The organism is Vibrio sp. 10N.286.48.B8, assembly GCF_003050085.1.
Lineage (GTDB): Bacteria > Pseudomonadota > Gammaproteobacteria > Enterobacterales > Vibrionaceae > Vibrio > Vibrio crassostreae.
In genome coordinates this window covers 1-26,032 of record NZ_PIGD01000024.1, presented here as the reverse complement: position 1 = coordinate 26,032, position 26,032 = coordinate 1, and the positions used below count along the sequence as shown (strand labels likewise).

Annotated in this window: 22 protein-coding genes and 5 tRNA genes; 16 read left to right on the top strand and 11 right to left on the bottom strand. The window is 44.2% G+C overall.

What is annotated here, in order from left to right; translation table 11 throughout:
- Nucleotides 1–154 precede the first annotated feature (154 nt).
- The gene (locus CWO08_RS20800; protein ID WP_108021017.1) at nucleotides 155–2,938 is read left to right on the top strand and encodes a copper-translocating P-type ATPase; all 2,784 of its coding nucleotides are present in this window, start codon (nucleotides 155–157) and stop codon (nucleotides 2,936–2,938) included.
- The gene (locus tag CWO08_RS20795) at nucleotides 2,928–3,368 is read left to right on the top strand and encodes a DUF411 domain-containing protein (RefSeq protein WP_065675626.1); all 441 of its coding nucleotides are present in this window, start codon (nucleotides 2,928–2,930) and stop codon (nucleotides 3,366–3,368) included. Before CWO08_RS20800 ends, CWO08_RS20795 begins: the two co-directional genes overlap by 11 nt.
- A 247-nt stretch (nucleotides 3,369–3,615) precedes the next feature.
- Here the strand turns inward: CWO08_RS20795 and CWO08_RS20790 are convergent, their stop codons facing one another.
- The gene (locus CWO08_RS20790; RefSeq protein ID WP_019824160.1) at nucleotides 3,616–4,272 is read right to left on the bottom strand and encodes an oligogalacturonate-specific porin KdgM family protein; all 657 of its coding nucleotides are present in this window, start codon (nucleotides 4,270–4,272) and stop codon (nucleotides 3,616–3,618) included.
- A gap of 533 nt (nucleotides 4,273–4,805) precedes the next feature.
- Nucleotides 4,806–7,457, bottom strand: a complete 2,652-nt coding sequence (locus tag CWO08_RS20785) for a beta-N-acetylhexosaminidase (protein WP_108021016.1) — start codon at nucleotides 7,455–7,457, stop codon at nucleotides 4,806–4,808.
- Between the two features lie 404 nt (nucleotides 7,458–7,861).
- Between CWO08_RS20785 and CWO08_RS20780 the strand changes: the two genes are divergently transcribed.
- Nucleotides 7,862–8,749 carry a TraB/GumN family protein gene (locus CWO08_RS20780; RefSeq protein WP_108021015.1) on the top strand — a complete coding sequence of 296 codons (888 nt, stop codon included), beginning with the start codon at nucleotides 7,862–7,864 and terminating at the stop codon, nucleotides 8,747–8,749.
- Between the two features lie 121 nt (nucleotides 8,750–8,870).
- A complete protein-coding gene (locus CWO08_RS20775) occupies nucleotides 8,871–9,293 on the top strand; it encodes a hypothetical protein (RefSeq protein WP_048669169.1) in 423 nt (140 codons plus the stop codon).
- 400 nt (nucleotides 9,294–9,693) lie between these two features.
- Here the strand turns inward: CWO08_RS20775 and CWO08_RS20770 are convergent.
- A tRNA-Pro gene (locus CWO08_RS20770) sits at nucleotides 9,694–9,770 on the bottom strand.
- Nucleotides 9,771–10,025: 255 nt separating this feature from the next.
- Between CWO08_RS20770 and CWO08_RS20765 the strand changes: the two genes are divergently transcribed.
- The 3 genes from CWO08_RS20765 to rluF all read left to right on the top strand — a co-directional run bounded on the left by CWO08_RS20765 (nucleotide 10,026) and on the right by rluF (nucleotide 12,228).
- Complete coding sequence (locus CWO08_RS20765; RefSeq protein ID WP_017062321.1) at nucleotides 10,026–10,166, top strand: DUF3149 domain-containing protein; 141 nt, start codon at nucleotides 10,026–10,028, stop codon at nucleotides 10,164–10,166.
- A gap of 170 nt (nucleotides 10,167–10,336) precedes the next feature.
- On the top strand, nucleotides 10,337–10,918 hold the full coding sequence (gene smrA / locus CWO08_RS20760) for a DNA endonuclease SmrA (protein ID WP_017062320.1): 582 nt from the start codon (nucleotides 10,337–10,339) through the stop codon (nucleotides 10,916–10,918).
- 176 nt (nucleotides 10,919–11,094) lie between these two features.
- Complete coding sequence (rluF, locus tag CWO08_RS20755) at nucleotides 11,095–12,228, top strand: 23S rRNA pseudouridine(2604) synthase RluF (protein WP_048659785.1); 1,134 nt, start codon at nucleotides 11,095–11,097, stop codon at nucleotides 12,226–12,228.
- A gap of 106 nt (nucleotides 12,229–12,334) precedes the next feature.
- Here the strand turns inward: rluF and ybaK are convergent, their stop codons facing one another.
- The 8 genes from ybaK to hemA form a co-directional block, all read right to left on the bottom strand.
- Nucleotides 12,335–12,808 (bottom strand): Cys-tRNA(Pro) deacylase, encoded by a 474-nt coding sequence (gene ybaK / locus CWO08_RS20750; RefSeq protein ID WP_108021014.1) that lies wholly within the window; start codon nucleotides 12,806–12,808, stop codon nucleotides 12,335–12,337.
- A 118-nt stretch (nucleotides 12,809–12,926) separates the two neighbouring features.
- The gene (ushA, locus tag CWO08_RS20745) at nucleotides 12,927–14,588 is read right to left on the bottom strand and encodes a bifunctional UDP-sugar hydrolase/5'-nucleotidase UshA (RefSeq protein ID WP_108021013.1); all 1,662 of its coding nucleotides are present in this window, start codon (nucleotides 14,586–14,588) and stop codon (nucleotides 12,927–12,929) included.
- A 506-nt stretch (nucleotides 14,589–15,094) separates the two neighbouring features.
- Nucleotides 15,095–15,949, bottom strand: a complete 855-nt coding sequence (kdsA, locus tag CWO08_RS20740) for a 3-deoxy-8-phosphooctulonate synthase (protein ID WP_017069619.1) — start codon at nucleotides 15,947–15,949, stop codon at nucleotides 15,095–15,097.
- Between the two features lie 22 nt (nucleotides 15,950–15,971).
- Nucleotides 15,972–16,781: a SirB1 family protein gene (locus tag CWO08_RS20735; RefSeq protein ID WP_017069620.1), complete on the bottom strand. Its 810-nt coding sequence runs from the start codon at nucleotides 16,779–16,781 to the stop codon at nucleotides 15,972–15,974.
- Between the two features lie 28 nt (nucleotides 16,782–16,809).
- On the bottom strand, nucleotides 16,810–17,193 hold the full coding sequence (locus tag CWO08_RS20730; RefSeq protein ID WP_102431678.1) for a SirB2 family protein: 384 nt from the start codon (nucleotides 17,191–17,193) through the stop codon (nucleotides 16,810–16,812).
- 203 nt (nucleotides 17,194–17,396) lie between these two features.
- The gene (prmC, locus tag CWO08_RS20725; protein WP_055319832.1) at nucleotides 17,397–18,257 is read right to left on the bottom strand and encodes a peptide chain release factor N(5)-glutamine methyltransferase; all 861 of its coding nucleotides are present in this window, start codon (nucleotides 18,255–18,257) and stop codon (nucleotides 17,397–17,399) included.
- 5 nt (nucleotides 18,258–18,262) lie between these two features.
- Nucleotides 18,263–19,351: a peptide chain release factor 1 gene (gene prfA, locus CWO08_RS20720; protein ID WP_019821589.1), complete on the bottom strand. Its 1,089-nt coding sequence runs from the start codon at nucleotides 19,349–19,351 to the stop codon at nucleotides 18,263–18,265.
- Nucleotides 19,352–19,379: 28 nt separating this feature from the next.
- Nucleotides 19,380–20,639, bottom strand: a complete 1,260-nt coding sequence (hemA, locus tag CWO08_RS20715; RefSeq protein WP_108021012.1) for a glutamyl-tRNA reductase — start codon at nucleotides 20,637–20,639, stop codon at nucleotides 19,380–19,382.
- A 160-nt stretch (nucleotides 20,640–20,799) separates the two neighbouring features.
- Here hemA and lolB point away from each other — a divergent pair, with 160 nt between their 5' ends.
- The 9 genes from lolB to CWO08_RS20670 all read left to right on the top strand — a co-directional run bounded on the left by lolB (nucleotide 20,800) and on the right by CWO08_RS20670 (nucleotide 25,959).
- Nucleotides 20,800–21,447: a lipoprotein insertase outer membrane protein LolB gene (gene lolB / locus CWO08_RS20710; RefSeq protein ID WP_108021011.1), complete on the top strand. Its 648-nt coding sequence runs from the start codon at nucleotides 20,800–20,802 to the stop codon at nucleotides 21,445–21,447.
- Nucleotides 21,444–22,319, top strand: coding sequence for a 4-(cytidine 5'-diphospho)-2-C-methyl-D-erythritol kinase (gene ispE, locus CWO08_RS20705; RefSeq protein ID WP_048669175.1), 876 nt, complete (start codon nucleotides 21,444–21,446; stop codon nucleotides 22,317–22,319). Before lolB ends, ispE begins: the two co-directional genes overlap by 4 nt.
- Before the next feature lie 27 nt (nucleotides 22,320–22,346).
- Nucleotides 22,347–23,291 (top strand): ribose-phosphate pyrophosphokinase, encoded by a 945-nt coding sequence (locus tag CWO08_RS20700; protein ID WP_004739814.1) that lies wholly within the window; start codon nucleotides 22,347–22,349, stop codon nucleotides 23,289–23,291.
- 208 nt (nucleotides 23,292–23,499) lie between these two features.
- Nucleotides 23,500–24,090: an aminoacyl-tRNA hydrolase gene (gene pth, locus CWO08_RS20695; RefSeq protein ID WP_004739815.1), complete on the top strand. Its 591-nt coding sequence runs from the start codon at nucleotides 23,500–23,502 to the stop codon at nucleotides 24,088–24,090.
- 10 nt (nucleotides 24,091–24,100) lie between these two features.
- On the top strand, nucleotides 24,101–25,192 hold the full coding sequence (gene ychF, locus CWO08_RS20690; protein WP_010439159.1) for a redox-regulated ATPase YchF: 1,092 nt from the start codon (nucleotides 24,101–24,103) through the stop codon (nucleotides 25,190–25,192).
- A 280-nt stretch (nucleotides 25,193–25,472) separates the two neighbouring features.
- Nucleotides 25,473–25,549 (top strand) — tRNA-Met (locus CWO08_RS20685).
- A gap of 67 nt (nucleotides 25,550–25,616) precedes the next feature.
- Nucleotides 25,617–25,701 (top strand) — tRNA-Leu (locus tag CWO08_RS20680).
- A 29-nt stretch (nucleotides 25,702–25,730) separates the two neighbouring features.
- Nucleotides 25,731–25,805, top strand: a tRNA-Gln gene (locus tag CWO08_RS20675).
- Between the two features lie 77 nt (nucleotides 25,806–25,882).
- Nucleotides 25,883–25,959, top strand: a tRNA-Met gene (locus tag CWO08_RS20670).
- Nucleotides 25,960–26,032: the final 73 nt, after the last annotated feature.

The following is a 26,032-nucleotide window of genomic DNA, read 5'->3' as shown; positions in this document are numbered from 1 at the left end:
TCTTCAAAGTAGCAAATCGATGGTATTAGCCTGTAGATTATAGTCGCACATTCTTTATTCCCCTCTCTCATTCCCAAATTGAATCCACCAGCTAATGCACCACTAAGATCAAATTCTTGAATTTATGTTTGACCTTACCCTTACGGGAAGGTTTATGTTAGGCGTAGATGAGAATTGGAGTATCGATATGAAGCATTACACAACCGCGCTCAACGGCTTAAATTGCATGGGTTGTGCGAAGAAAGTCCGCACCCTGTTTGCTGATCTCGACAACACGACGATCAATGATATATCGCCGACCTACATCGATATTTCGACTCCATTTAATTACGTTCAACTCAACGAACAGTTGGCGACGCTTGGTTATAGCATGGGCAATAAACTGCACCTTTCGTTATCCGGTCTTAGCTGCGGTAAGTGCGTTAGCAAGCTGACTCAAGCACTTGAACAAACCGAGCAAATCTCAGACCTAGAAATCAGCAAACATGAATTGTCCTTGGTTACTCAGCTTTCAGAACCCGAGCTTATTGAGTTGATCGAAAGCGTGGGTTATCACGCGGCTTCCTACTCAGAAGTTAATGAGCCTTTATCTAATTCAGATTCAGAATACGATAAAAAAACAGCGCCAGTGGAGCCGACACAAGATAAACCTGCTGCTAGCCAATATACCTATCACCTTGTTCTTGAGGGAATGACGTGTGCGAGTTGTGTTTCTTCGGTAGAGAAAGCACTGAAAAAGAATGAGTTCGTCGACCAAGCTCAGATCAATCTCGCAGAACAGACAGCCTTAGTTTTCACCTCTAAAACACGAGACGTCATCGAAAGCGCGCTAATAGAATCCGTAAAAACCGCAGGTTATGGTGCAGAGTTCGTTGATGACGCGGCGACTCAACAACAAAAACAGCAAGAACAACAACTTCGTACCCAAAAAGCTTTCCTAAAAAATTCGGTAAGCGCGCTGCTTATCGGTGCTCCGCTGATGGCGTGGGGTCTGTTTGGTGGCAGCATGACTATTGCTACATTTAACGACCAATTGGCTTGGGGCTTAATCGGTGTCGTCTGTTTGGTACTGCTAGCCACTTCAGGTCGTAGCTTCTTCACCAATGCTTGGCAATCACTGATGCACAAGCGCGCGACCATGGATACGTTAGTTGCTTTGGGTACAGGCGCAGCATGGTTCTACTCCATGCTAGTTGTGTTGATTCCGTCATGGTTCCCTGAGGCCTCTCGCCATGTCTACTTTGAGGCGAGTGCGATGATCGTTGGTCTAATTTCTTTGGGCCACTACATTGAAGCCAAAGCCAAAGCTCGCACCACAAAATCACTACAAGCTTTGATTAACCTACAACCTCAAAAAGCGGTGGTGATTGTCGATGGCAAAGAACAAACTATTGCTGTAGAAGCTATCCAAGTAGGCATGCAAGTACGCGTCAAACCGGGTGAGAAAGTGCCAGTTGATGGTGTTGTGGTATCGGGTGAGTCTTACATCGATGAATCCATGTTGACCGGTGAACCACTTCCCAACGTTAAATCGATGAGTGATGGCGTTTCAGCGGGCACTATTAATGGTGATGGCAGCTTAGTTATTGAAGCGACAGGAATTGGCTCAAGCACCATGTTGGCTAGAATCATTCAAATGGTTCGCCAAGCACAAAGCAGCAAACCAGCAATTGCGAAACTAGCCGATTCTATATCTGCCATTTTCGTACCAGTTGTAGTCGCGATCGCAGCTGTTGCAGCCCTAGTTTGGTTTTTTGTAGGCCCACAGCCAAGTGCCAGTTACATGCTTGTTGTATCGACCACTGTGCTGATCATCGCTTGTCCATGTGCATTAGGCTTAGCCACACCGCTTTCGATTACTGTCGGCGTTGGTAAAGCGGCTGAGTTTGGCGTTCTGATCAAAGACGCCGATGTGTTGCAATCTGCAAGCAAAATCGATGCTGTTGTATTTGATAAAACAGGCACTCTAACCCAAGGTAAACCAAGCGTTCAGCAGGCGTTTTACCCTAATCTAACGGAACGGGAATTACTGGCTTACGCTTATTCAGTGGAAGTAGGATCTGAGCACCCACTCGCCAAAGCCGTTTGCCAATATGCAGAGAGCTTGCATGTTTCAGCACTCCCACACAGCGACTTTGAAAACCGCCGAGGCCTTGGAGTACAAGCCAACATTAACGGAAAACACGTCCAAGTCGGCTCTCTTAAATACTTAACCCAACTTGGTATGGATACTCAAATAGGCCGTGACTTTATCGAACTTTGCCGTACACAAGCATGGACGCCAATCTTCGTAGTCATCGACCAAAAACTGGTAGGCATATTAGGCATTTCAGACGCATTAAAAATAGATAGCACACAAGCCATTGCTCAACTAAAATCCGCCGGAATTCACACTGTGCTATTAACAGGCGACAACGATTCTGTTGCTCAAGCGATTGGCAAAAGCGTCGGTATTGATGAGGTTATCTCGGAAGTACTACCAGAGCAGAAAGCTCAGCATATTGTTCAGCTTCAACAACAATATAAAAGTGTGGCTATGGTTGGAGATGGCATTAACGATGCACCAGCGCTTGCTCAGGCCGACATAGGTATCGCAATGGGCAGTGGCAGTGATGTTGCGATTGAAAGTGCACAAATGACACTCCTCAACTCGTCGCCACTGTCTGTAAGCAACGCGATCGAGCTATCTCAAGCGACCGTAAGAAACATGAAGCAAAACCTATTTGGTGCCTTCATCTACAACTCGCTAGGCATTCCAATAGCAGCCGGTGTGCTCTACCCACTTTTTGGATTTTTGCTTAGCCCAGTAGTTGCAGGTGCAGCAATGGCGATGTCGTCAATTACTGTGGTAAGCAACGCCAACAGGCTGAGATTGTTCAAACCCACTCATTCTAATATCAATAATAACCATATTCATGAGGTTAACCATGATTCGTAAAGTTATGACTCTTACTGCACTCGCTGCAATTTCAGGACAGGCTTTGGCTACTGATGTGCTAAACCATAAATCTCCATATTGCGGCTGCTGCACTGAATGGACGGAGCATATGCGTGATTCCGGGTTCGATGTAACAGAGAAGCTCCACGATGATATGAACCCTATCAAGCAAAAGTTAGGCGTAACACAAGAGCTGGCTTCTTGCCACACCGCAGAGATCGACGGTTATGTATTTGAAGGTCACATTCCAGCAGAAGACGTAAAAGCCTTTTTAGAAAACCCACCACGTAATGCGATTGGTTTGGCGGTTCCGGGTATGCCAATGGGCTCACCAGGCATGGAGTATGGCGATAAGAAAGACGAGTATTCTGTGTATGCGTTTAATGAAAAAGGTCAGGTGTTTGAATACCGTCACTACAACGGGAAATAGAACCTAAACAGACCAACACACAACTATAAAAAAGAAGTCATAAAAATAGAGCCTAGCATTCAGTAAACCCAAGACTGTGGTTTACTTGCTAGGCTCTTTGCTTTTGGACAGTAAAGCAAATCTTGTCGCGGCACTAACCGGGCTGTTGATACCGCTATGTTCCCCTCGCTAATTAGCTAGCAAGCTATTTAACAAAGAAGTTCATTCAGCTAATAATCGAATCGACTAAACAGCTAAGCGAATCAGCTTAGAAGCCGTAAGAAGCACCGAATACGAATGCGTTGTTAGCATTATCAGCTTGGTTACGGTACTCAAAGTAAGGTTGAACACCTTGACGAGTCCATGTAGCACGAAGCTCGTGGTCCATTGTGTTGTCAGCATCGCTGATTACGTATACGTTGTTGTAGCTAAGCGCTAGTTCAGCATTTACTGCATAGCCGATACGGTTATCAAAACGAGTTTGGTCGTCAGCTTTGCTGTCTTCCATTGCGTGGTAACGAGTACGGTTGCTGATAGAGATACCGTTGTCGAAGTTATAACCGATCTTAACTAATGGACGATACTGAACCGTTTCGCCGTTGTTTAGTAGGTGGTGGTAACCAGCAGCAACCCATAGGTTGTCGTTGATGTTGTACATCTGCTCAACACCAAGAGTGATGTATGGAGAGTTACCTAGACCGCTATCTTGGATTGCGTCGTTGTCGTACTTACCAAGAGAGATACCATCAAACTCTGTTAGTAGCGTTGTACCTGAATCAAACGTGTGGCCCGCTTCTAGCGTAGACGTAGCGTTTGGTTGGAAATCAGAGTGAAATTGAACGTTACCTGTAACGTAAGAAGAACCAGCAAAAGCACTAGAAGCGAAAGCAAGAGAAAGAGCACTTAGAGCGATAATTTTTTTCATAGTAAACTGCCTTAGTTTGATTTTTTCAGCGGCATATCTTCGGTACATCATTCACCTTCACCGCTTGAGTAGTTGGTCGCCTCCCTGGCATGAAATCTATGTTGCTCGAATTAATTTGCGTTTCAAAATAAAAGGGGCGACAGAGTGATCCCTCTCACTATCAAAAAAAGACAAGCTATTTAACTCTTTAAAATCAATAATTTAAAAACATAAAAATTGATAAAAAACTCAAGATGGAAAAATATACAGATCGGGATCACGTTATTTCATGAAGAAAAATTAGATTCAGATAGTTGAATCACATCTGATTTAGAGTTTTTTACAGGGGACTTATTTTTTGAAGAGAATAATGAGAAGCGCGTCACTTTTGGGATTAAAGTCACCTTATGTGCATTGTTGACGATATAAACAAAGGCGATTTCTATATGTTTCAGTTTTGGATAAACACCTAATTCGCATCAAACAAAAAGAGCTCCCGTTTTATCTTGAATAAGATAAAGGTCAGGAGCTCTTTTACTAATAGTGCTTATCGATTATTTAACTGAGGTAACTCGACTTACTTTCTCACCACTTTCTGAAATAGAGCGGATGTAAGTTTCACCAGAGACCGATGGACGTTGTTGCTCATCATACGTTAGCCACTTTTCACCATCTGCTGAGTATTGAAGCTCTACACCTGGGAATTGAACGTTCATCGCTAACTTACCATCCACAACCAGAGCGCCCGGCACGGGTAGTCGGTAATCAATGCCCGCTTTTTCAAGCTTAGCCAGTTCACGTTGACCCACGATATTGGCGAAGCGATTGAAGTCGCTGTTTAGCGCTTGCTTATTCACTAGGTTAGTTTCTTGAGAGTATTCAACGCCAACCTTGTAGTCGTTTTCCCAATCTGCTCGGTGCCATGCGCGCTCTGCTGCTGCTAGTACGCGAGGGAACACCATGTATTCATATTGCTCATCGTTACGTACTGTCTCAGACCAAAGCTGTGCTGATAGACCGTAGAAAGGTTTCGCTTCGATTTCACCTTTGCCAATAAAGCCGTTGCCATCGCGGTCTACAGATGTTTCCGCGTTTTGAGGCATATTCTCTGGTGCAAAACCAAACATTTTACGAGTATCGGTTGCACGAGTACCCCAATAGTAACCACGCTCTTTCGAGTCAACCTCATATGGGAAGTCCATGTACACGTAGTCTGGGTTAGAAGCGATCACGTCGTAACCTTTCTTAGACCACTCGTACACTGATGATGTGCCCCCCCAGTAAAGAACGTCCCAGAAGTTAACGCGTGTGTTTTCTGTTGCGAACGCATTCTCACCTTCACTGTACTTAAGGCCATCTTGCCAAGCTTGGAAGTTTGGAATGCCCTTCTCAGCAACAATCTTAGACACCTCTTCTGCAAAGTGGCTTGGCAGGTGACCGAAATCACTTACTGTACCGTCTGCAATTAATTTCTGACATTGTGGAGACTGTTGGAATGGCTTATCTTGCTTAGACAAGTCAATGTTACCTTTCCAAGCCACTTTATCTTCTGCATTAATATCTTGTAAGCCAGCGCCTAACTTGATGTTTTTCGCTTCATCGCCACCAAAGTGCCAAGTCGTTAGCGGAACACCCGCTTCTTGGTGCATTGCTGCCACTTCAGAGATCACTTTATCAACAAAGTGCGTCGAAGATTCCATACATGGGTTAATGAAGCTTTGCTTATCGTAGAACTGAACCGTGGTTACGTTCGATGTATCTAGTGGATCCATCAAGCGGTATTCATTTGCTGCCGCTTCTTTACCTTCCGCCATTAGACGAGTGTAACGCGCTTCCATCGACACCACAGCAGAACGAGCGTGTGCTGGCATATCAATTTCTGGAATTACTTCGATGCTGCGCGCTTTTGCGTAGCTTAAGATCTCGACGTAATCCGCTTTACTAAAGAAACCAGAGCCAAAGTTGTCTGTTGTTGGACCTGACCCTAGCTGAGGCAGTAAACAGCTTTGCTCTTCCAAATCAAAACAACGATTAGACCCTACATCCGTTAGCTCTGGTAAACCTGGAATTTCTAAACGCCAGCCTTCATCATCTGTTAGGTGAAGGTGCAGTTTATTCATCTTGTATGCCGCCATTTGGTCTAGCGTTGCTAGGATGGCATCTTTTGAGTGGAAGTTTCGAGCTACATCCACCATCACACCACGGTAATCAAAGCGCGGTGCATCTTTGATCGACAGTTGTGGTAATGATTCAGCGTTCTGACTATCTATTAGGCCAAAAATAGACTGAACTGCGTAGAAAGCACCCGTTTTATCAAACGCTTTAATCGCAATCCCCTCTTCCGAGATGCTTAGTTCATAAGCGCCAGATTTTGCTAAATCACCCGTAAACTGAGTAGGAACAACGGCAACACTTACAGGAAGGTCACCACTCACATCTACGTTGACCACATCTGCACGTTCTTCAATTGCAGCGAACTGCTCAGCATCGAATACGTCTTTTGGTAGGGCAATACCACGAGCAATACTCACTGAACCTTCACCCGCTTCTACCGACAGTGGCGTTGGCAATAGCGTTGTTGATACATCTTGAGTTGCCAGATCTGCATTCTTTTCGAAACGCGTCACTGCGGTAGCCATCACGTTGTTATCATCAGGCGTACGCTTCAGGTTGTTACCCTCTAGACCCGTTACGAACGACGCAACATCTTCTGTATTCAATGATGCAATCATCTTAGGTTCTGCGTTTGGCGCCGTCACGAATGCACCTGGCATAAAGTCAGTTTCAAACAGTTGCCAGTATTCACTCGTTAACGGAAGAACCACTTCTTCACCAGCCGCAAAGCCATCAAATTTTTCAGTAGGTTCTAGCTTGTGTAAGTCGCCGGTTACGCGAGTGATCTTAAATTGCTCATTATCAACATCTAAAATAAGACGAATACTGTGGAAGTAGATGCTCCAATCTTTAGAGTCAATCGCTTCACCGTCATTGGTTAGCGTCATGTTCACTTTATTACATGACGCCCATTCAGCACCTAGGTCCTGACAAGCCAAGCCTTCATTCGCACCATGGTTAGTTAGAATTTCGTACTGAACATCAAGATTATCAGCCAGTGCATTCACTACTTTTTGTTCTGGTGCTTGCGTTACTGCACAACCTGTTAGGCCAGCCAATACCGCTACAGATAGTAAGTTTCTCTTCAACATCGTATTCACCCATAAATTAAAAATTGAGTAAGAAGCAAATTGGAGCGCTTCGAAAGTTAGATAAACTATATGGGCTTATTTTTTACCGTGAATTAAATCGAGCTAATAAAGTGATCGGCTTCAAATCTCAAAAATATTGATAAATTTAATTTAAATAAAATCATCAAGTTACAAGCATCGACACTTCCGTCATTTTAATTTTGACGTAAAAATTGAGAATTAAATCACAATCTTTTTAAAGGATTTCATAAAATCGTGTCGTTGATAGAGAGAAAGGTTTAAGAGTTTGTTCGGGTTGTTATACTTTTCGTACAAACAACGTGACATCGTTCTCAAAAAAAACCGTTAAAAAACACCGTCAAAATCGATTTTAACGAGTTTAATACTTCCTAAAGGAGCTCCCTTTGCGCCCACTCTGGTACATGGTTTTATTCGTTTTCGCTTTTTCAGCAAGGCAAGCGCTCGCCGAGCCTCTTTATTGGCAAGCAAAAAAGGATGAACTGACACTCACTATCTTAGGTTCTGTGCACGTTGGGGACGAGAGTATGTACCCACTTCCTTCAGCGATCACCGACACGCTAAAAAACAGTGATGGGTTAGTTATCGAAACGGATATCAGAAAATCTGATGGCGTTGTATATCCCCGCAACAAACTCACTACAGCCGATGTACTCAATGAAGAACAGCTGCAATTATTAATCGACATCTCAAAATCATTGGATATGCCGACGCAACAACTGCTTAGCTCACCGCCTTGGGCGACATCTCTTTCCATACAGATGCAGCAGTTAAAAAATCTTGGTTATGGGTCCGCAGGAGGCGTTGATGCGACGCTAGCTTACAAAGCGACTATCCAAGATGTCCCGGTGATCAGCTTAGAGCCTCTTCAATTCCAAATAGACTTGATGACAAAACAGAAGGACGACGGTAAGGAGTGGTTAGTCAGTAGCCTTAAGGAATTTGACCAAACTGATCGTGTGGTTCATTGCCTAATAGAAAGCTGGAAGGCGGGTGATTTAGCAAAACTGGAAGCCTTCGCAAAGCTCTCTGAGATGTCGCCTGAACTAGAGAAAGCATTTTTAGCCGATCGAAACATAGACTGGGCAAACAAACTAGCAGCCAATGATTGGAAACTCGACTCAAAAGGGAACTACTTGATTGTGGTTGGTGCCTTGCACCTAGTTGGCGAAGGTAACCTTTTGCAGTTGTTAAAAGAGAAAGGTTTTAATGTCACACAACAATCACAAAGCCAACAGGCTCAGTGTCAATTTGAGATTAGTGACGACAGCTAGTTCAACTCGAAGCCATGACCTTCTCCTAATATAAGCATTATCTAATAACAGAATCATTACATTTAATAGCACCATTGGGGTGCTATTATCTTTCGCTCTTTCTACCTACGGCGTTGTTCGAATGAAACCAGTACTTTTTGCTTTCCCTTTAGCCCTCACGATGCTGATGCCCTCAATAGCCTCAGCCAAAGAAACGTGCACCATTGAACAGTTTCAGGCTATAGATATTCAACCTGATGCTAAAGGCGGTGTCTTAGATAAAGAAAGCGGACAGTTCTTGATTACTGAGAAGCCACCAATGCGATGCGCGAACATTACGTTCACGACGTCTACAACACGCAACCGTATCGCAAGCCAAATGAATAGTAATTTTGAAGCAAGCTTTTACGATGGCAAGACGGGTAACTCTCACTCGGTGACTTTTAACGAAGATGAAGTACAAGCAGGTTACATTCGAATTGGTCCAAATAACCCTGTTGAAGCGTATGTTTGCTTTGTCACTTCAGAGACTCCAATCAAAAACATCACCTGTGATGTCAAGTAAACAGGTTTGGGGCTACTGGCTACTGGCTATTGGGTCAACCCTTGTCTCTATAAAGGGCATTTAGAACAACAAGAGATTCCCGACTCGCTCTAGGGAATGACGTACATACCGGAAAGCAAAAAAGCCGTAGCACCTTCTACTACAAAGAGTGCTACGGCTTTCTTTTATGTGGTCGGTGAAGAGCTATTTTGAACATCAGGCGAACCCCACCTAGGTTCAAATCCCATTTCCCTTCCCCTGAAACGACGAAAGCCTGCTCAATGAGCAGGCTTTCTAAATGTTGTAGATGAAGAGCTTGTTTTGAACATCAGGCGAACCCCGCTTGGGTTCTAAACCAAATCAAACCATAAAACCCAAATGCAAAAAAGCCGTAGCATCTCTGCTACGGCTTTCTTTAATGTGGTCGGTGAAGAGGGATTCGAACCCCCGACCCTCTGGTCCCAAACCAGATGCGCTACCAAGCTGCGCTATTCACCGAGATATCTAACTGGCTGATTGCCTGTCGATGGAGCGTATAATACGGATTCTGAATTTATCCGCAAGCGCTTTTTCTCATATTTATTGTGAATTCCAATCGTTCGAACAAAAGACATACAACAACTCGCTTGATGTGACGAAAAACACACAGTTACCAACAAGTATTTAACTTATGAAACAGAATTGATCCAGATCAGTGAATTGATAACACCACTTAATACACTAACCCGTGTCATATAACTTTGAGGTATACATATGGACTTTTGGCTAGATCTCCTATTTGGTAATGCGGTGGGACTATCTTCAATGATAGTAATCTTCGGGGCTCTGGGTCTGATGATGTTTTATGGAGGCTTCTTCATCTACAAAGTTATGACTGAAAAATCTCCTCACTAGAATCGCTCAGCCTAAATCATTTACTTTATAAGTATTACTTTGTTCTATAAATAAATGTAAAAACGCTTTGCACCGGAGCAGACTTATTGTCTTCTCCGGTTTTTTCATTTTTAAACCCAGCCTCAACTTAGGTATACTTACCCTATCCTTCCCAACTTGAGATACACAATATGTCTCATGATGACGACTTAGATCTATTCCAAGAAATGATGGGCGATGTTAAACGTATCGACCATGACACCGCTGAACACCAAAAAGTACACCGAGTCACAGAATCTCACCTTGCTAAGCGTGAAGCCGCTATGTGGCTGTCTGACGACGAGAAAGACTACTTATCATTAGACTATTCGCCAATGATCAAGCCAGACGATGTCGTTGCTTATAAAAAAGACGGTGTACAAGAAGGCGTATACAAAAAGCTGCGCCTAGGCAAATACCCTATTCAAGCCAAGCTCGACCTTCATAGAAAAACACTGAAAGACGCACGTAACGAAGTGCTTTCATTTTTGCGTCAGTGTTTAAGAATGGATGTTCGTACCGTCATCATTGTTCACGGTAAGGGAGAGCGTTCGAACCCACCAGCAATGATGAAAAGCTACGTGGCAAATTGGCTCACGCAAATCAACGACGTTCAATGTGTTCATTCTGCTCAGCAATTTCATGGTGGTACGGGCGCTGTCTATGTCATGCTCAGAAAGAGTAATGAGAAAAAGCTAGAGAACAGAGAGCGCCATCAAAAGCGCACCAGTTAATAGGTTGAGATAGATAAACGGGCGAATAACGATTTTGCATCAGGATCGATATTTCGTGCCTAGACTCACACCAAGTGCTAAAATTGCCTCAGTTAACGAATTCCAACTCAAAGCAACTATCCAAAGGTTGCTTTTTGTTTATTTATATTTCCGTTGTGAAACGCTAAGAGAATATCATGTCACAAGAATCCCAAGCTAAACGCCTTAATAAATACATCAGTGAAACTGGTTTTTGCTCACGCCGCGAAGCCGATAAACTCATTGATGCAGGCCGAGTTACTATTAACGGTAAGATCCCTGAGATGGGCACTAAAGTCTTGCCAGGTGATGATGTTGAGATCGACAATAAGCCTGTTCGCTCAAAAGAGAAGCCGATTTACATTGCTCTTAATAAACCAACAGGTATCACCTGTACGACTGAGCGTGATATTCCTGGCAACATCGTCGACTTTATCGGCCACCACAAGCGTATTTTCCCTATTGGCCGCTTAGATAAACCTTCTGATGGCCTTATCTTCTTGACCAACGATGGCGACATCGTAAACAAAATCCTACGTGCAGGTAACAATCACGAGAAAGAATACGTGGTGCGTGTAGATAAGCCGATTACGACTGAGTTTTTGAAGCAAATGGGCGCTGGTGTCCATATTCTCGATACTGTTACCTTGCCATGTAAGGTCGAGAAAGAGACCAAGTTCTCATTCCGAATTACACTAACACAAGGCCTTAACCGCCAAATTCGCCGTATGTGTGAAGCGCTCGGTTACGAAGTATTTAAGCTGCGCCGTGTTCGTATTATGAATATCTCACTAGACGGTATTCCTAACGGCAAATGGCGCTACCTGAGCGACGAAGAGATCACCGAGATCTTGGCGATGTGTGAAGGTTCAGTAAGTACGGAAGATGCGTCAAAAATGAACGCGAAAGGTCAACGTATTCGTAAAGCGACTGACGCGAAACTTTTTGACAGCCGTGAAGAGAACCAAACTTCAACAGCACGTCGCAATCAAAAAGAGAACCGTACTCGCACTTACCGCGGTAACAATGCGGATGAATTCCGTCATGCGCCTAATTCAAAGCGTGGCCGCAATTCGTCGAACGGTGAAAGCGGTGGTAATACCGAGAACTGGAAATCAAACTCTCGTTCAGAGCGCTCTAATTCAGATAGAAACCGTTCGGATCGCAATCGTACCGATCGCGACAATACCGATCGTAGAAGCGGTAAACCGGCAAACCGCAGCCAAGATTCAAACAGACCGAACAAACCTGCACCAAAGCGTGTTGGTGGTACTTTAGGTCTTAAGAAGTAGTCAGAATCAGTAAGACGAGACACTCGATATAAAAACGCCCGCTAGATTAGTCTAGCGGGCGTTTTTGTTGGTCATTCGATAGTTTTATCGTCATGATGACGACAATCTATAAACATAGGTCAGCAAACTGGCCTCGAGTCAGTTTTACTAAATCTTTCGGGTCTAACTCAATCTCTAGCCCGCGCTTCCCTGCACTCACACAGATAGTTTCAAAATCGGTAGCGCTTGAATGAACAAAGGTAGGTAGTGCTTTTTTCTGTCCAAGAGGACTAATTCCACCAACAACATAACCCGTGGTTTTCTGAGCAATATCTGGATCAGCCATCTCCGCTTTTTTGCCCTTCGCCGCTTTCGCTGCAAGCTTTAAGTTTAGCTTCTGATCGACAGGAATAACGGCAACCGCCAAATCTTTAGCGACACCGTTCAAACAGAACAAAAGCGTTTTGAACACACGTTTTGGGTCCTGACCCAGCGCTTCAACGGCTTCCAATCCATAGTTGGTATTATTCGCATCATGATGATACTGATGCACACTATGAGCGATTTTCTTTTTCTTGGCGAGATTGATTGCAGGGGTCATAACAAATCCAAACGATAGATAAACAAAAAGCGACGCCGAGGCGTCGCTTTAGTTAAATTTATCATGGTGCTAGAGTCAATCTAATTTAACACCTATTGATACAATTGCTTGGATTCAATTACTTGTAAACCATTTGGCCTGAAGGCGCGTACTTGTTCACGTCAACCGGGCTGTTTGCTTCTAGGTACTCTTTCAGTACTTCAGCATCAACAAAACCAGTATTTACGTAACCTGGGTGGTCAGACAGTTTAGGGTAACCGTCACCACCAGCTGCGTTGAAGCTTGGCACCGTGAAGCGGTATGTTTCATCTAAACGAAGCTGTTTACCACCGATGAATACATTCGATACTTCACCGTTTGCCACTGTCATTGAGATACCAGCAAACTGTGCGTAAGCACCAGAATCGATTGGTTTAGTCGCCACTACATTTAGGTAATCTAGAACTTCTTTACCCGTCATGTCTGTGTAAGTCAGGATGTTTGCAAAAGGTTGTACTGTTAGTACGTCTTTGTAAGTCACATCACCGGCTTCAATTGAATCACGTACACCACCAGAGTTCATCACAGCGAAGTCTGCTTTTGCACGCTCCATGTGAGACGTTGCAATCAAACGACCTAGGTTAGTCTGTTGGAAACGAACAACGTTACGGTCGCCTTCAAGCTTGCCATTAGTTTCAGCAATTTGAACTTCTAGCTGTGCTTGACCTTGCTCTTGGAAAGGACGTAGGAATTCAAGTAACTCTGGGTCTTGTGCGATTTCATCTTGAATAAGAACACGTTGCTTCTTACCGTCAATCTTAACTTTCTTCTTAAGGTTAACTGGAATCAGATCGTAGCTCACCATCTCTAGTTCGCCGTTACGGAATTCGTAATCAGCACGGCCTACGTACTTGCCCCACTCATGAGCTTGAACGATGTAAGTACCGTTCTGTACGTCAGGCTTACACTCATCACCCGGCTTGAAGTTTTTCTTCGCTACGTTAGGGCCTTCCATACATACAGGCTCTTGAGAGTGACCACCAACGATCATGTCTAGATCGCCTTCGTTTAGGTAACGAGCGAGTGCAACATCACCCGGAGCGTTAACACCACGTTGGCCATTTTCGTAGTGACCCATGTGAGTCACAGCAAAGATTAGATCCGGTTTTTCTGTTTCTTTAAGTTCAGCGATTAGCTTCTTCGCTTCTTCTTTAGGGTCACGGAAATCGATGCCTGCGATAAATTCAGGGTTACCAATCTTTTGGGTATCTTCAGTTGTTAAACCAATAACCGCAATCTTGATGCCTTGCTTTTCAAACATTTCGTACGCTTGGAATTTACGTTCGCCTGTCGCTTTATCGTAGATGTTTGCAGATAACATTGGGAAGTTAGCCCAGTCGATCTGCTTTTGTAGTACGTCTAAAGAGTTATCAAACTCGTGGTTACCCAATGCCATTGCATCGTAACCAATTTTGTTCATACCTTTAAAATCAGGTTCTGCGTCCTGAAGGTCTGACTCTGGAACACCCGTGTTGATGTCACCGCCAGATAGAAGCAACACGCTACCGCCTTCTGCTTCAACTTCTGAACGAAGTTGGTCAACAAGCGTTTTACGCGCAGACATGCCGTATTCGCCGTATTTATTCTGCCAGAAACGACCATGGTTATCGTTTGTGTGAAGAATCGTTAGCTTGTAAGTTTCGTCTTGGTTCCAATCATGATCTGATTGAGACGCACACCCAGCTAAAGTAGCTAGGATTGCAGCACTTAGTGCTGTCTTTAGAATAAGGCGTTGCTTCATTGTCATACCTTTGAACTTTTTAGGGGAATCCACTGCTTTTTATAATCTATTGCGACCCCTTTCCTGGAGTTCGAACAATAAGACTTCAACATGACTAATCTTAAATTAACATTCTAGATGTAACACGACGATTTCATATTTATGTCGAATTGGTCACGCATAGATCAACAGTTAAGTGTAACAAAATTATGAGATTACACTCAAACTTCCCCTGCATCACAGGCAATCGTTTACTTATAAAGTGTGATGAACATCAGTAATTTACTGTAAACAGGACAGACCTCACACACTCATGGTTATTTCTTAGGGAGTCAAAGATTCTGTTAACAAGGATTTAATCATCTAGCGCTAATTAGCGCTCAAAAGAACAGATAAGCGCACAACGAAACGAACTGATACCCAGATAAACAAAAACGCCCAACTCTTAGAGTTGGGCGTTTATTTGATATCGTTAAATAACCACTTTAACTCATTCACATTAGCGAGTTATTTAACATCAGCTTCAGCTATTTAATATCGATGTGCTCAAAGCCTTTGATAAGGTCATCCAGTGCTTTCATCTGCTTCAAGAACGGCTCTAGTTTGTCTAGAGGTAGCGCAGATGGGCCATCACAGCGAGCTTGGTCTGGGTTAGGGTGAGCTTCAATGAACAGACCCGCAATACCTGTCGCAAGACCCGCTTTAGCAAGCTCAACCGTTTGCTCACGACGGCCGCCAGATGCAGCACCTGATGGGTCACGCATTTGTAGAGAGTGCGTCACATCGAAGATGATTGGGCTACCGTTTGAAGACTTCTTCATTACGCCAAAGCCAAGCATATCAACTACTAGGTTGTCGTAACCCATGCAAGCGCCACGCTCACAAAGGATGATGTTGTCGTTACCACACTCAGCGAACTTATCAACGATGTTGCCAACTTGGTTCGGGCTCATGAACTGAGGCTTCTTAACGTTGATTACTGCGCCAGTCTTAGCCATTGCTTCAACAAGGTCAGTTTGACGAGCTAGGAATGCAGGTAGTTGGATTACATCAACCACATCTGCAACAGGCTGAGCTTGAGCTTCTGTGTGAATATCAGTAATGATCTTCACGCCGAAAGTGTCTTTCAGCTCTTGGAAGATTTTAAGACCTTCTTCCATCCCTGGACCACGGTATGAATGAACTGAGCTTCGGTTCGCTTTATCGAAAGACGCCTTAAATACGTAAGGGATGCCCAGCTTCTCGGTTACTTTTACATAGTGCTCACAGATCTGCATAGCGAGATCGCGAGATTCAAGAACGTTCATGCCTGCAAATAGCGTAAATGGCTTGTCGTTAGCAATTGGCATATCGCCAATGTGAACTGTTTTCTGTTCCATCATATTCTCTCTAAATAATTATTAATTAGTGAACAACCACTGTCTTTTCGTTCATGACGTTCACTTGAGATTTCAGTAACTCAGATGCCGGGTCATCTGGGCATTGGTCGATAAAGTATTGATAATCCGTTGCAGCCACTTGATGACAGTCTAGCTGCTGATAGATAAAACCGCGGTCACGGATTTCATACGGGTCATCCGGCACAAACGTTAACGCCAGATCGGTACACTTCAATGCAAGTGTATAACGCTCTTCTCGCAGCAGTGCACTCTTGAGCAGGGCTAACCACTTACCAATAATTGTTGGATGGTCGGCGACTTCCAAGTGCTCAGGTTTCACCTTAGCTAATGGGCCATCATGCCCAATTAACCATGCTCGCAACGTTTGTTCGCCAACGTACTCACCGTTATAAGGGTTAATGTAGGCCGCAGCTTGCCCGTACCAGCTTACTTTAAGTAAGAATTGAGTTGGGAAAGAGACGCCCTCTACAGGAAAGCCTAGCTTGCGACCTAGAAAAAGAAAGATCGCCCCCAGACTCACTGGAATACCTTTCTTTCTCTCAAGCACTTTATCAATGAATGCGTTTTCTGAAGAGAAGTACGCGTCCTTATCGCCAGCAAAACCCCACTCGTAGAAGAATAGTCGAATAAAAGACTCAAACTTCTGCTGTTCGTCGGTTTCATGAACCAAAGCAAACTCAGCTTCTTTAAACAATCTTGCCAGCTCTTGCTCAGCCCAACTGTCTTGAGTTTCTGGGTTAATCGCTTTATTTAAGATCAATGCACCTTCAGCTAATTCTAGCTGGTCAAAGTCTTCATCAAAAAATTCGTACATAGATAGTTAACCGAAAATAAGGAGATAATTAACCGAAAAATGTTGGCGTCTTGGTCATTGCGATTTTGCCTGCCATTGCTAACCAGCCAAGTGCACCGAAGAAAGAGAAAACTCTCAATAGCTTGTTCTTACCTAGTTTAAGTGCAAAGAAGCCCAATGCAATGTAAGCCATAACACAGGTTAGTTTTTCAGTTAACCATGGTGCTGCAGGTGTAAATGGAATAAAGCCAGTGATAAAAATCAAACCAATACCCGATAGCAGTAGCAACGAGTCATTGATATGAGGAAAACGCTGCAAGAAAGGATGCTTAAGCTTTGGAGAGTTAGCCATCATAAGAGCGAAACGAACCGAAAGAAGTAGCGCGCTTATCGCAATCGTTAATAGGTGAAAATGTTTTAAACCTTCGTACATGGTATTCCTTTATATTTTTATATGTGCTTCATTAACACGAGCCACACAATACCCGTTAATGCTCTGTATTTCTGCGTTAAATGCATCATCGGGTGAAATGTATTGTCGAGTTAAAGGTATCAATTTAGCAAGTTCATCATCTATTGCTCACAAGACGATTAACCGCAGCCGATGGACAGTCACTATCTATGAACAGTCACTAACTATGAACAGTAACGACCCAATGTCACTCGGTCATTACCACCGTAATCTTTCTCTGTGACAACATCGAGATAACCAAGCGCCTGCATTATCTCACGCACTGCCAAACCTTGGTCGTAACCGTGCTCAAACGCTAACCAGCCTTCGTTTTCTAAAAAGCCGCGTGCGTTTTCAGAAATGTATCGAATATCTGCAAGCCCTTTCTCTTCAGCAACCAGTGCTGTGATCGGCTCAAAACGCACATCGCCTTGAGACAAATGAGGATCATTCTTCTCAATGTATGGCGGGTTAGAAACAATCAGAGAGAACTTCACAGTTTCTTCAGAGCTCAAAGGCTCAAACCAACTTCCGTGCAAGAAAGTAGCGTTGGTGATGTTTAAGCGCTTCGCATTTTCTGTCGCCAGCTGCTGCGCTTCAGGGCGAAGATCAATACCCGTTACCTGTCGGTTCGGCATCTCTGACGCCAATGCTAACGCGATAGCACCTGTACCTGTCCCTAAATCTAGAATCGCACCTTGCTTGCCGTAGGTTTTATCCAAAGCCACCTCAACCAAACGCTCGGTATCTGGGCGTGGGATTAAGGTAGAAGGGGAAACTTTTAACGGTAGTGACCAAAACTCACGCTCACCGATAATGTAAGCCACAGGCTCACCGGTTAAGCGACGTTTTAGAAGGGCATTGAATTCAGACTCTTGCTCTGAGGTGAGATGCTTCTCAGGCCAAGTCAGTAGGTAAGATCTTGGTTTATCTAAGGCGTGACAAAGCAGTACCGCTGCATCAATGGAGGGTGATGTGTTATCACCCTCTTGAAGCTTTACGATTGCTGCTTTTAAAGCACTTTCAACCGTATATGTTGACTGCATACAGGTTAGTTGTTCTCTGCAAGTGCAGCAAGCTGATCGGCTTGGTGCTCTTGAAGTACAGGATCAAGCAAGCTTTGCATGTCACCTTCAAGTACTTCGTTAAGACGGTAGATAGTAAGGTTGATACGGTGATCCGAAACACGACCTTGTGGGTAGTTGTACGTACGAATACGGTCACTACGGTCACCAGAACCTAATAGGTTACGACGTGTATCAGAAACAGCTGCCGCGCGGCGCTCTTCTTCTGCTTGAACAATACGAGCAGCAAGAACAGCCATCGCTTTCGCTTTGTTTTTATGCTGAGAACGCTCGTCCTGACACTCTACTACTGTACCCGTTGGTAAGTGAGTAATACGGATTGCTGAATCCGTGGTGTTAACGTGCTGACCACCCGCGCCTGATGCACGGAAAGTATCAATTTTAAGATCGCCCGCTTTGATTTCAGGCAGATCAGCTTCTGGGATCTCAGGCATAACTGCAACTGTACATGCTGACGTGTGAACACGGCCTTGAGATTCAGTTTCAGGTACACGTTGTACACGGTGACCGCCCGACTCAAACTTCATGGTGCCGTAAACAGCATCGCCGCTTACCTTAGCGATCATCTCTTTGTAGCCGCCTTGTTCAGAAGCATTGCTGCTCATGATTTCAACGCGCCAACCTTTCTTCTCAGCAAACTTAGAGTACATACGGAACAGGTTGCCCGCGAAGATACCCGCTTCATCACCACCCGCGCCTGCACGGATTTCAAGGAAACAGTTGCGCTCATCGTTTGGATCTTTTGGAATCAGAAGAATCTGTAGCTCATCAGTCAAACGTTCAATCGCCGCTTTTGCGTCTTTGATTTCGTCTTGAGCCATTTCACGCATTTCAGCGTCATCTTCGTTCGCCATCTCTTCAGCAGCTTCTAGATCTTCTTGAGCTTGCTGGTATGACTGGAAGCAAGCCGTCACTTCTTCTAGTTGAGAGTACTCTTTAGAAAGTGCACGGAATTTGTCTTGATTCCCGATTACATCTGGATCACCAAGTAGATGTTGAACTTCTTCATAGCGTTCAACAAGTGTTTCAAGCTTTACTAGAATCGAGGCTTTCATAATGTCTTATTCTGTTGGAGGTCTAATATTATTGAGGGTTTTCTAAGCCCAAACTCTGTCTAATGACCATTAATTTTGCAGGTTCTCCTTGCTCTGCTGCACTTTGAAGTGCGCGCGTTGGAGCATGGATCAATTTGTTTGTGAGCTTATTGCTTAGCTCAAGTAAGACTTTTTCAGGGTCACCGCCAGCGGCAAGTGATTGTAAACTCTTACTTAATAATTCTTCTCGGATTTCGTTGGCCGATTTACGGTAGTCACGAATACTGTCTACTGCTTGCAGTGAACGCATCCAACTCATGAATGCCGCACTTTCTTCGCTAACTATTGCTTCCGCTTGAATCGCTTCCACTTTGCGTTGTTCAATGTTGCCATCAACAATCGACTGCAGATCATCCACAGAATAAAGGTAGGCGTCGTTTAATTCGCCGGCCTGAGATTCCACATCACGCGGAACCGCAATATCAACCAATAACATAGGTTGATGTTTTCTCGTCTTCAGCGCGGTCTCTACCATACCCTTACCTATAATCGGTAACGGACTGGCGGTTGAGCTGATCACGATATCCGCTCGATGCAGATGATCAGGGATCTCATTTAGGCTGATCACTTCAGCACCAAACTCTTCAGCCAGCCCTAAAGCACGCTCACGAGTTCGGTTAGCCACTATCATCTTGGTACAGCCATTTGCTGAAAGATGCTTAGCCACCAACTCAATCGTTTCACCCGCCCCCACCAATAACACGGTTGAATCGGCAATCGATTCAAATATGTGCTTGGCTAACGTACAAGCTGCGTAAGCAACCGAAACCGCGCTTCCGCCGATCTCCGTTTCAGTTCGAACACGCTTCGCGACAGAGAATGATTTCTGGAACAGTTTTTCCATTGAAGCATCAACAGATTTGTTCTCTCGCGAGTCTGTATAAGCTTGCTTCACCTGACCTAAGATCTGTGGCTCGCCCAATACTAAAGAGTCCAAACCACAAGCTACACGCATTAAATGTTTAATCGCAGCCTGCTCTTCATGGATATAAAGGCTTGGTTTTAGCTCTTCAGGGCTAACTTGATGGAAAACTGACAACCAATCGATCAACTTGTTTTTTGCCACGCCTTTGACGTCACAATACACTTCAGTTCGATTACAGGTAGAAAGTATGACACTTCCATTTACGTGTGCATTTGCGTTAAGTTGCTTGAGTGCCTCAGATAATTTATCTGGACCAAAAGCGACTTTTTCTCGCAATTCAACCGACGCTGTATTGTGATTGATACCTACGGCAAGCAAAGACATGTATCAGAAGTTCTCGATCAGGGAATGGAAACAAGGGGCGAATTTTACTTGATGCATGGCTCTATTTAAAGAGCAAGCGGGATTTGTTTTCCTGACTTCGTGAATTCAATGCTATAGTTGAAGCGTTTTTTAGATAAATTTGAACAAGTTGTGAGCAAATATGAGCAAGCTTCTCAAAATCACGTCTCTTATTTTTATGACCATAATTATGGTGGGTTGCTCGTCTACCCCAGAACAACCAACCAGCGTCGAGTGGCAAAGTCACCAAGATCGGCTTTTACAGATAGAAAACTATCAAGCGTCAGGCAAGCTCGCTTACATTTCCCCAGAGCAACGCCAAAGCCTCAATTTCATTTGGAAGCACTCTCCAAATAAAAGTCAATTAAGGCTTACGACGTTTCTCGGTCAAACCGCATTGAACCTAACCATTGATCCATCGGGTGCAAAAGTCGTGACCTATGATGACCAAATCTTTACTCATGCGAGTGCTTCAATCTTGGTTGAGCAGCTGACAGGCTTACAGATCCCCATTGATCATCTACCACAATGGTTCCTTGGCATTCCAGACCAAGCCGATTCCTATCAACTCAACAGCACCAACACGCTTGAATCTCTGTCCAAACAAGTCAGCAGTCAATTATGGACACTGAATTTTGCTAACTATCGCAATACAGAGATGCCGAGTAAGCAACTATCGAATGAAGACAACGCAAAAGTAGAGACAATCCCACTCCCTACTCGATTGTCATTCAAGCAAAACGAGAACAAAATCAACATTGTAGTTTCGAAGTGGACACTGAAAAAATGATAACAACGCCAACCCATTGGCCCTCTCCGGCTAAACTGAATTTATTTCTCTATATCACTGGTCGACGTGACAATGGCTATCACGAACTTCAAACCTTATTTCAGTTTGTCGATTTTGGTGATGAACTGACGGTCACTGCAAATAAAAAAACAAGTGCGATCACAATAAGCCCTGCAATTCCGGGCGTTGCTACAGAAGACAACCTTATTTGGAAAGCGGCTACGGCCCTTCAACAATACACATCGACCTCTTTCGGTGCGGATATTGAACTCAAGAAAGTGCTGCCTATGGGTGGTGGTATTGGTGGAGGCTCTTCAAACGCAGCAACCGTGTTGGTCGCCCTGAATTATTTATGGCAACTCAACCTCTCGGATGATCAGCTCGCTAAGATCGGTTTGAAGCTTGGTGCTGACGTTCCTGTCTTCGTTCGAGGCTACGCCGCCTTTGCTGAAGGCGTTGGAGAACAGCTACAGCCAGCTAATCCGGATGAGAAATGGTATCTTGTGGTTAAACCTCAAGTGAGCATAGCAACTGTAGACATATTCACACATTCAGAATTAACTCGAAACACGCCAAAGCGAGCGCTATCAACGCTTCTAGAGCAAGAATACGTAAACGATTGCGAAAAAATTGTGCGAATGCTGTACCCAGAGGTTGATAAGCAACTTTCATGGCTGCTACAATACGCGCCGTCGAGATTGACTGGCACAGGTTCGTGCGTTTTTGCTGAATTTAACAGCGAAAAAGACGCCGAATTGGTGCGAGAACAACTGCCTGACACAGTTTCCGCTTTCGTAGCGAAAGGAAGAAACATTTCTCCTTTAAAAGAAACTCTGGCTGAATACCAATCAGCCCACCCACAATCTATTTAAAACTGGACGCAACCCGAGGTTTCCACCGTGCCTGATATGAAGCTATTTGCTGGTAACGCAACACCTGAACTAGCCCAACGTATTGCTGATCGTCTATACATCTCTCTTGGCGATGCTACTGTAGACCGTTTTTCTGATGGCGAAGTCGCTGTTCAAATCAATGAAAACGTTCGTGGTAGCGATGTATTCCTGATTCAATCAACTTGTGCACCAACCAATGACAACCTTATGGAATTGGTGGTAATGATTGACGCAATGCGCCGTGCTTCTGCTGGCCGTATTACTGCTGTAATCCCTTACTTCGGTTATGCCCGTCAAGATCGTCGTGTACGTTCTGCTCGTGTGCCAATTACTGCAAAAGTTGTTGCAGATTTCCTTTCTAACGTTGGCGTTGACCGCGTTCTTACTATCGACCTACACGCAGAGCAAATCCAAGGCTTCTTCGATGTACCAGTTGATAACATCTTCGGTACTCCAGTTCTTCTAGAAGACATGGCTAACCGTGGCCTAGAAAACCCAGTTGTGGTTTCTCCAGATCTTGGTGGTGTTGTACGTGCTCGTGCAACGGCTAAAGCGCTAGGTGATGTTGACATCGCTATCGTTGATAAGCGTCGTCCACGTGCTAACGTTTCTGAAGTAATGAACCTAATCGGTGATGTTGAAGGCCGTGACTGTGTTATCGTTGATGACATGATCGATACAGGTGGCACACTATGTAAAGCAGCTGAAGCACTTAAAGAGCGCGGTGCTAAGCGTGTATTCGCTTACGCAACTCACGCTGTTTTCTCTGGTACTGCTGCGAACAACATCAAGAACTCTGTTCTAGACCAAGTTATCGTAACGGATTCTATCTCTCTATCTCCAGAGATGGCTGCGACTGGTAAAGTGACAACACTTAGCCTTTCTCGCATGCTTGCTGAAGCGATTCGTCGTATCAGCAACGAAGAATCAATCTCAGCGATGTTCAACTAATCAGAGCTCAATAGCTTTGTTTTAGAAACACGTGAGAGAAAAACATTAAGCACTTCATTCAATGAAGTGCTTTTTTTATGTCTGAGTAATATTGCCCTACTAGTTATCACAAACAGGAATAATCGCGCAGCTATCAGCTAGCTCGCACCTTTTTCATAAACTGTGATATCATACGGCGCTTTTTGAAATCCCAAGAGAGATCCATACCTTGAGCCAACAAATAAAACTTCTCGTTGGACTGGCTAATCCAGGTCCAGAATACGCCAAAACTCGCCACAATGCGGGTGCTTGGGTAGTTGAAGAATTAGCGCGTGTACATAACGTGACACTAAAGAACGAACCAAAGTTCTTTGGCCTAACGGGTCGTATCATGGTTCACGGTGAAGATCTTCGTTTGCTGATCCCAACTACTTTTATGAACTTGTCAGGCAAAGCAGTTGCAGCCTTAGCAAAGTTCTACCAAATTAAACCTGAAGAGATCATGGTCGCTCACGACGAGTTAGATCTGCCTCCTGGTATTGGAAAGTTTAAAAAAGGTGGTGGTCATGGTGGACATAATGGTCTGAAAGACATCATCAGCAAACAGGGTAACAATAAAGAATTCTATCGTCTTAGATTAGGCATTGGCCATCCAGGACACAAAGATAAAGTTGCAGGTTATGTATTAGGCAAAGCTCCTCAAAAAGAGCAAGAGTGTATCGAGGCCGTCGTTGACGAATCGGTTCGCAGCCTAGACATCTTATTGAAAGATGGCCTACCAAAAGCACAAAATCGCTTACATACGTTCAAAGCAGAATAAGGTTTATATCATGGGTTTTAAATGTGGCATCGTTGGTCTACCAAACGTTGGTAAGTCAACTCTGTTTAACGCACTGACTAAAGCAGGCATCGAAGCAGCAAACTTTCCATTTTGTACGATCGAACCAAACACAGGTATCGTTCCGGTTCCAGATCTACGCTTAGATGCATTAGCAAAAATTGTTAATCCACAGAAGATCCTTCCAACGACAATGGAATTCGTAGATATCGCGGGCCTAGTAGCTGGCGCATCTAAAGGTGAAGGTCTTGGTAACAAATTCCTAGCTAACATCCGTGAAACTGACGCTATCGGTCACGTTGTGCGCTGCTTTGAAAATGAAAACATTGTTCACGTTGCTGGCAAAGTATCTCCAATCGAAGATATCGAAGTGATCAACCTTGAACTTGCACTGGCTGACTTAGACAGTTGTGAGCGTGCAATTCAACGTAACGCGAAGAAAGCAAAAGGCGGCGACAAAGACGCTAAATTCGAAATCACTGTACTAGAAAAGCTACTTCCAGTTCTAACAGAAGGTGGGATGGCGCGTACTGTTGAACTTGGCAAAGAAGAAGCGGCAGCAATCGGCTACCTAAACTTCCTAACGCTTAAGCCAACAATGTACATCGCAAACGTTGCAGAAGATGGTTTTGAAAATAACCCATACCTAGACGCTGTTCGTGAATACGCTGAAAACGAAAACAACGTAGTTGTTGCTGTTTGTGCAGCAATCGAATCTGAGCTTTCTGAACTTGACGACGAAGATCGCGAAGAGTTCCTAGCGGATATGGGTATCGAAGAGCCAGGTCTTAACCGAGTGATCCGCTCTGGTTACGAACTACTGACTCTTCAAACTTACTTCACAGCTGGCGTTAAAGAAGTTCGTGCTTGGACAATCCCTGTAGGTGCAACTGCGCCACAAGCAGCGGGTAAGATCCACACAGACTTCGAGAAAGGTTTCATCCGTGCTGAAGTTGTTGGATTTGATCACTTCATCGAATTTAACGGTGAGAGCGGAGCGAAAGACGCAGGTAAATGGCGCCTTGAAGGTAAAGAATACATTGTTAAAGATGGTGACGTTGTTCACTTCCGCTTCAACGTATAATTCTGATTAAACATCTAGAAAAAAGGCCAGTGAATTCACTGGCCTTTTTGTTTTTCCCCTTTCTAAATTGCCCCTCATCAGAAACTTAACTTCCTATATATATCGCCTTTTTGACCTGTTTTTTGTCGACAAATACGCCTCTTTGCCTAAAAAGAAACCGAACAGATGTTTATTCGCGATTTATTCAAAAAAAAAGTTGACGGGTTTCGCTCAACTACGCATAATGCGCCCCGTTCACAACGAAGCGGCAACGTCTCGAAATGAACGACAATTTGGAAATGGCTACTTAGCTCAGTTGGTTAGAGCACATCACTCATAATGATGGGGTCGCAGGTTCAAATCCCGCAGTAGCCACCATTTCCTAAGCACTCTGTTTGTTATTAAATACATGTTTATTAACGACAAGAGTTTTTAGGAAAGTAAAGCGGTCGTGGCGGAATTGGTAGACGCACCAGATTTAGGTTCTGGCGCCGAGAGGTGTGAGAGTTCAAGTCTCTCCGACCGCACCATATTGAGATATCTTAAGTGATATCATTGTTGGGCTATCGCCAAGCGGTAAGGCACTGGCTTTTGATGCCAGCATTCCCTGGTTCGAATCCAGGTAGCCCAGCCACTATTTAAAGTGTAATTATCTTTAAAAAGATAATGGCATTGGAAGCGAGATTATATTATATTACTTCGCTCTCAGATGGCTACTTAGCTCAGTTGGTTAGAGCACATCACTCATAATGATGGGGTCGCAGGTTCAAATCCCGCAGTAGCCACCATTCTTTCTTTATGAAAGAAGAACAAACAACGTTATATTGAATCACCAATGTCGATATAACTATACTCTTCGCA

Bases quoted from the DNA above. Each gene is read 5' to 3' on its own strand.
- ispE (WP_048669175.1), top strand. From the start codon at position 21,444: ATGATAACAACGCCAACCCATTGGCCCTCTCCGGCTAAACTGAATTTA.
- CWO08_RS20735 (WP_017069620.1), bottom strand. From the start codon at position 16,781: ATGTACGAATTTTTTGATGAAGACTTTGACCAGCTAGAATTAGCTGAA.
- CWO08_RS20795 (WP_065675626.1), top strand. From the start codon at position 2,928: ATGATTCGTAAAGTTATGACTCTTACTGCACTCGCTGCAATTTCAGGA.
- ychF (WP_010439159.1), top strand. From the start codon at position 24,101: ATGGGTTTTAAATGTGGCATCGTTGGTCTACCAAACGTTGGTAAGTCA.
- prfA (WP_019821589.1), bottom strand. From the start codon at position 19,351: ATGAAAGCCTCGATTCTAGTAAAGCTTGAAACACTTGTTGAACGCTAT.
- CWO08_RS20785 (WP_108021016.1), bottom strand. From the start codon at position 7,457: ATGTTGAAGAGAAACTTACTATCTGTAGCGGTATTGGCTGGCCTAACA.
- CWO08_RS20790 (WP_019824160.1), bottom strand. From the start codon at position 4,272: ATGAAAAAAATTATCGCTCTAAGTGCTCTTTCTCTTGCTTTCGCTTCT.
- ushA (WP_108021013.1), bottom strand. From the start codon at position 14,588: ATGAAGCAACGCCTTATTCTAAAGACAGCACTAAGTGCTGCAATCCTA.
- CWO08_RS20775 (WP_048669169.1), top strand. From the start codon at position 8,871: ATGAAACCAGTACTTTTTGCTTTCCCTTTAGCCCTCACGATGCTGATG.
- prmC (WP_055319832.1), bottom strand. From the start codon at position 18,257: ATGCAGTCAACATATACGGTTGAAAGTGCTTTAAAAGCAGCAATCGTA.
- ybaK (WP_108021014.1), bottom strand. From the start codon at position 12,808: ATGACCCCTGCAATCAATCTCGCCAAGAAAAAGAAAATCGCTCATAGT.
- lolB (WP_108021011.1), top strand. From the start codon at position 20,800: ATGAGCAAGCTTCTCAAAATCACGTCTCTTATTTTTATGACCATAATT.
- hemA (WP_108021012.1), bottom strand. From the start codon at position 20,639: ATGTCTTTGCTTGCCGTAGGTATCAATCACAATACAGCGTCGGTTGAA.
- CWO08_RS20730 (WP_102431678.1), bottom strand. From the start codon at position 17,193: ATGTACGAAGGTTTAAAACATTTTCACCTATTAACGATTGCGATAAGC.
- kdsA (WP_017069619.1), bottom strand. From the start codon at position 15,949: ATGATGGAACAGAAAACAGTTCACATTGGCGATATGCCAATTGCTAAC.
- CWO08_RS20800 (WP_108021017.1), top strand. From the start codon at position 155: ATGTTAGGCGTAGATGAGAATTGGAGTATCGATATGAAGCATTACACA.
- rluF (WP_048659785.1), top strand. From the start codon at position 11,095: ATGTCACAAGAATCCCAAGCTAAACGCCTTAATAAATACATCAGTGAA.
- CWO08_RS20765 (WP_017062321.1), top strand. From the start codon at position 10,026: ATGGACTTTTGGCTAGATCTCCTATTTGGTAATGCGGTGGGACTATCT.
- smrA (WP_017062320.1), top strand. From the start codon at position 10,337: ATGTCTCATGATGACGACTTAGATCTATTCCAAGAAATGATGGGCGAT.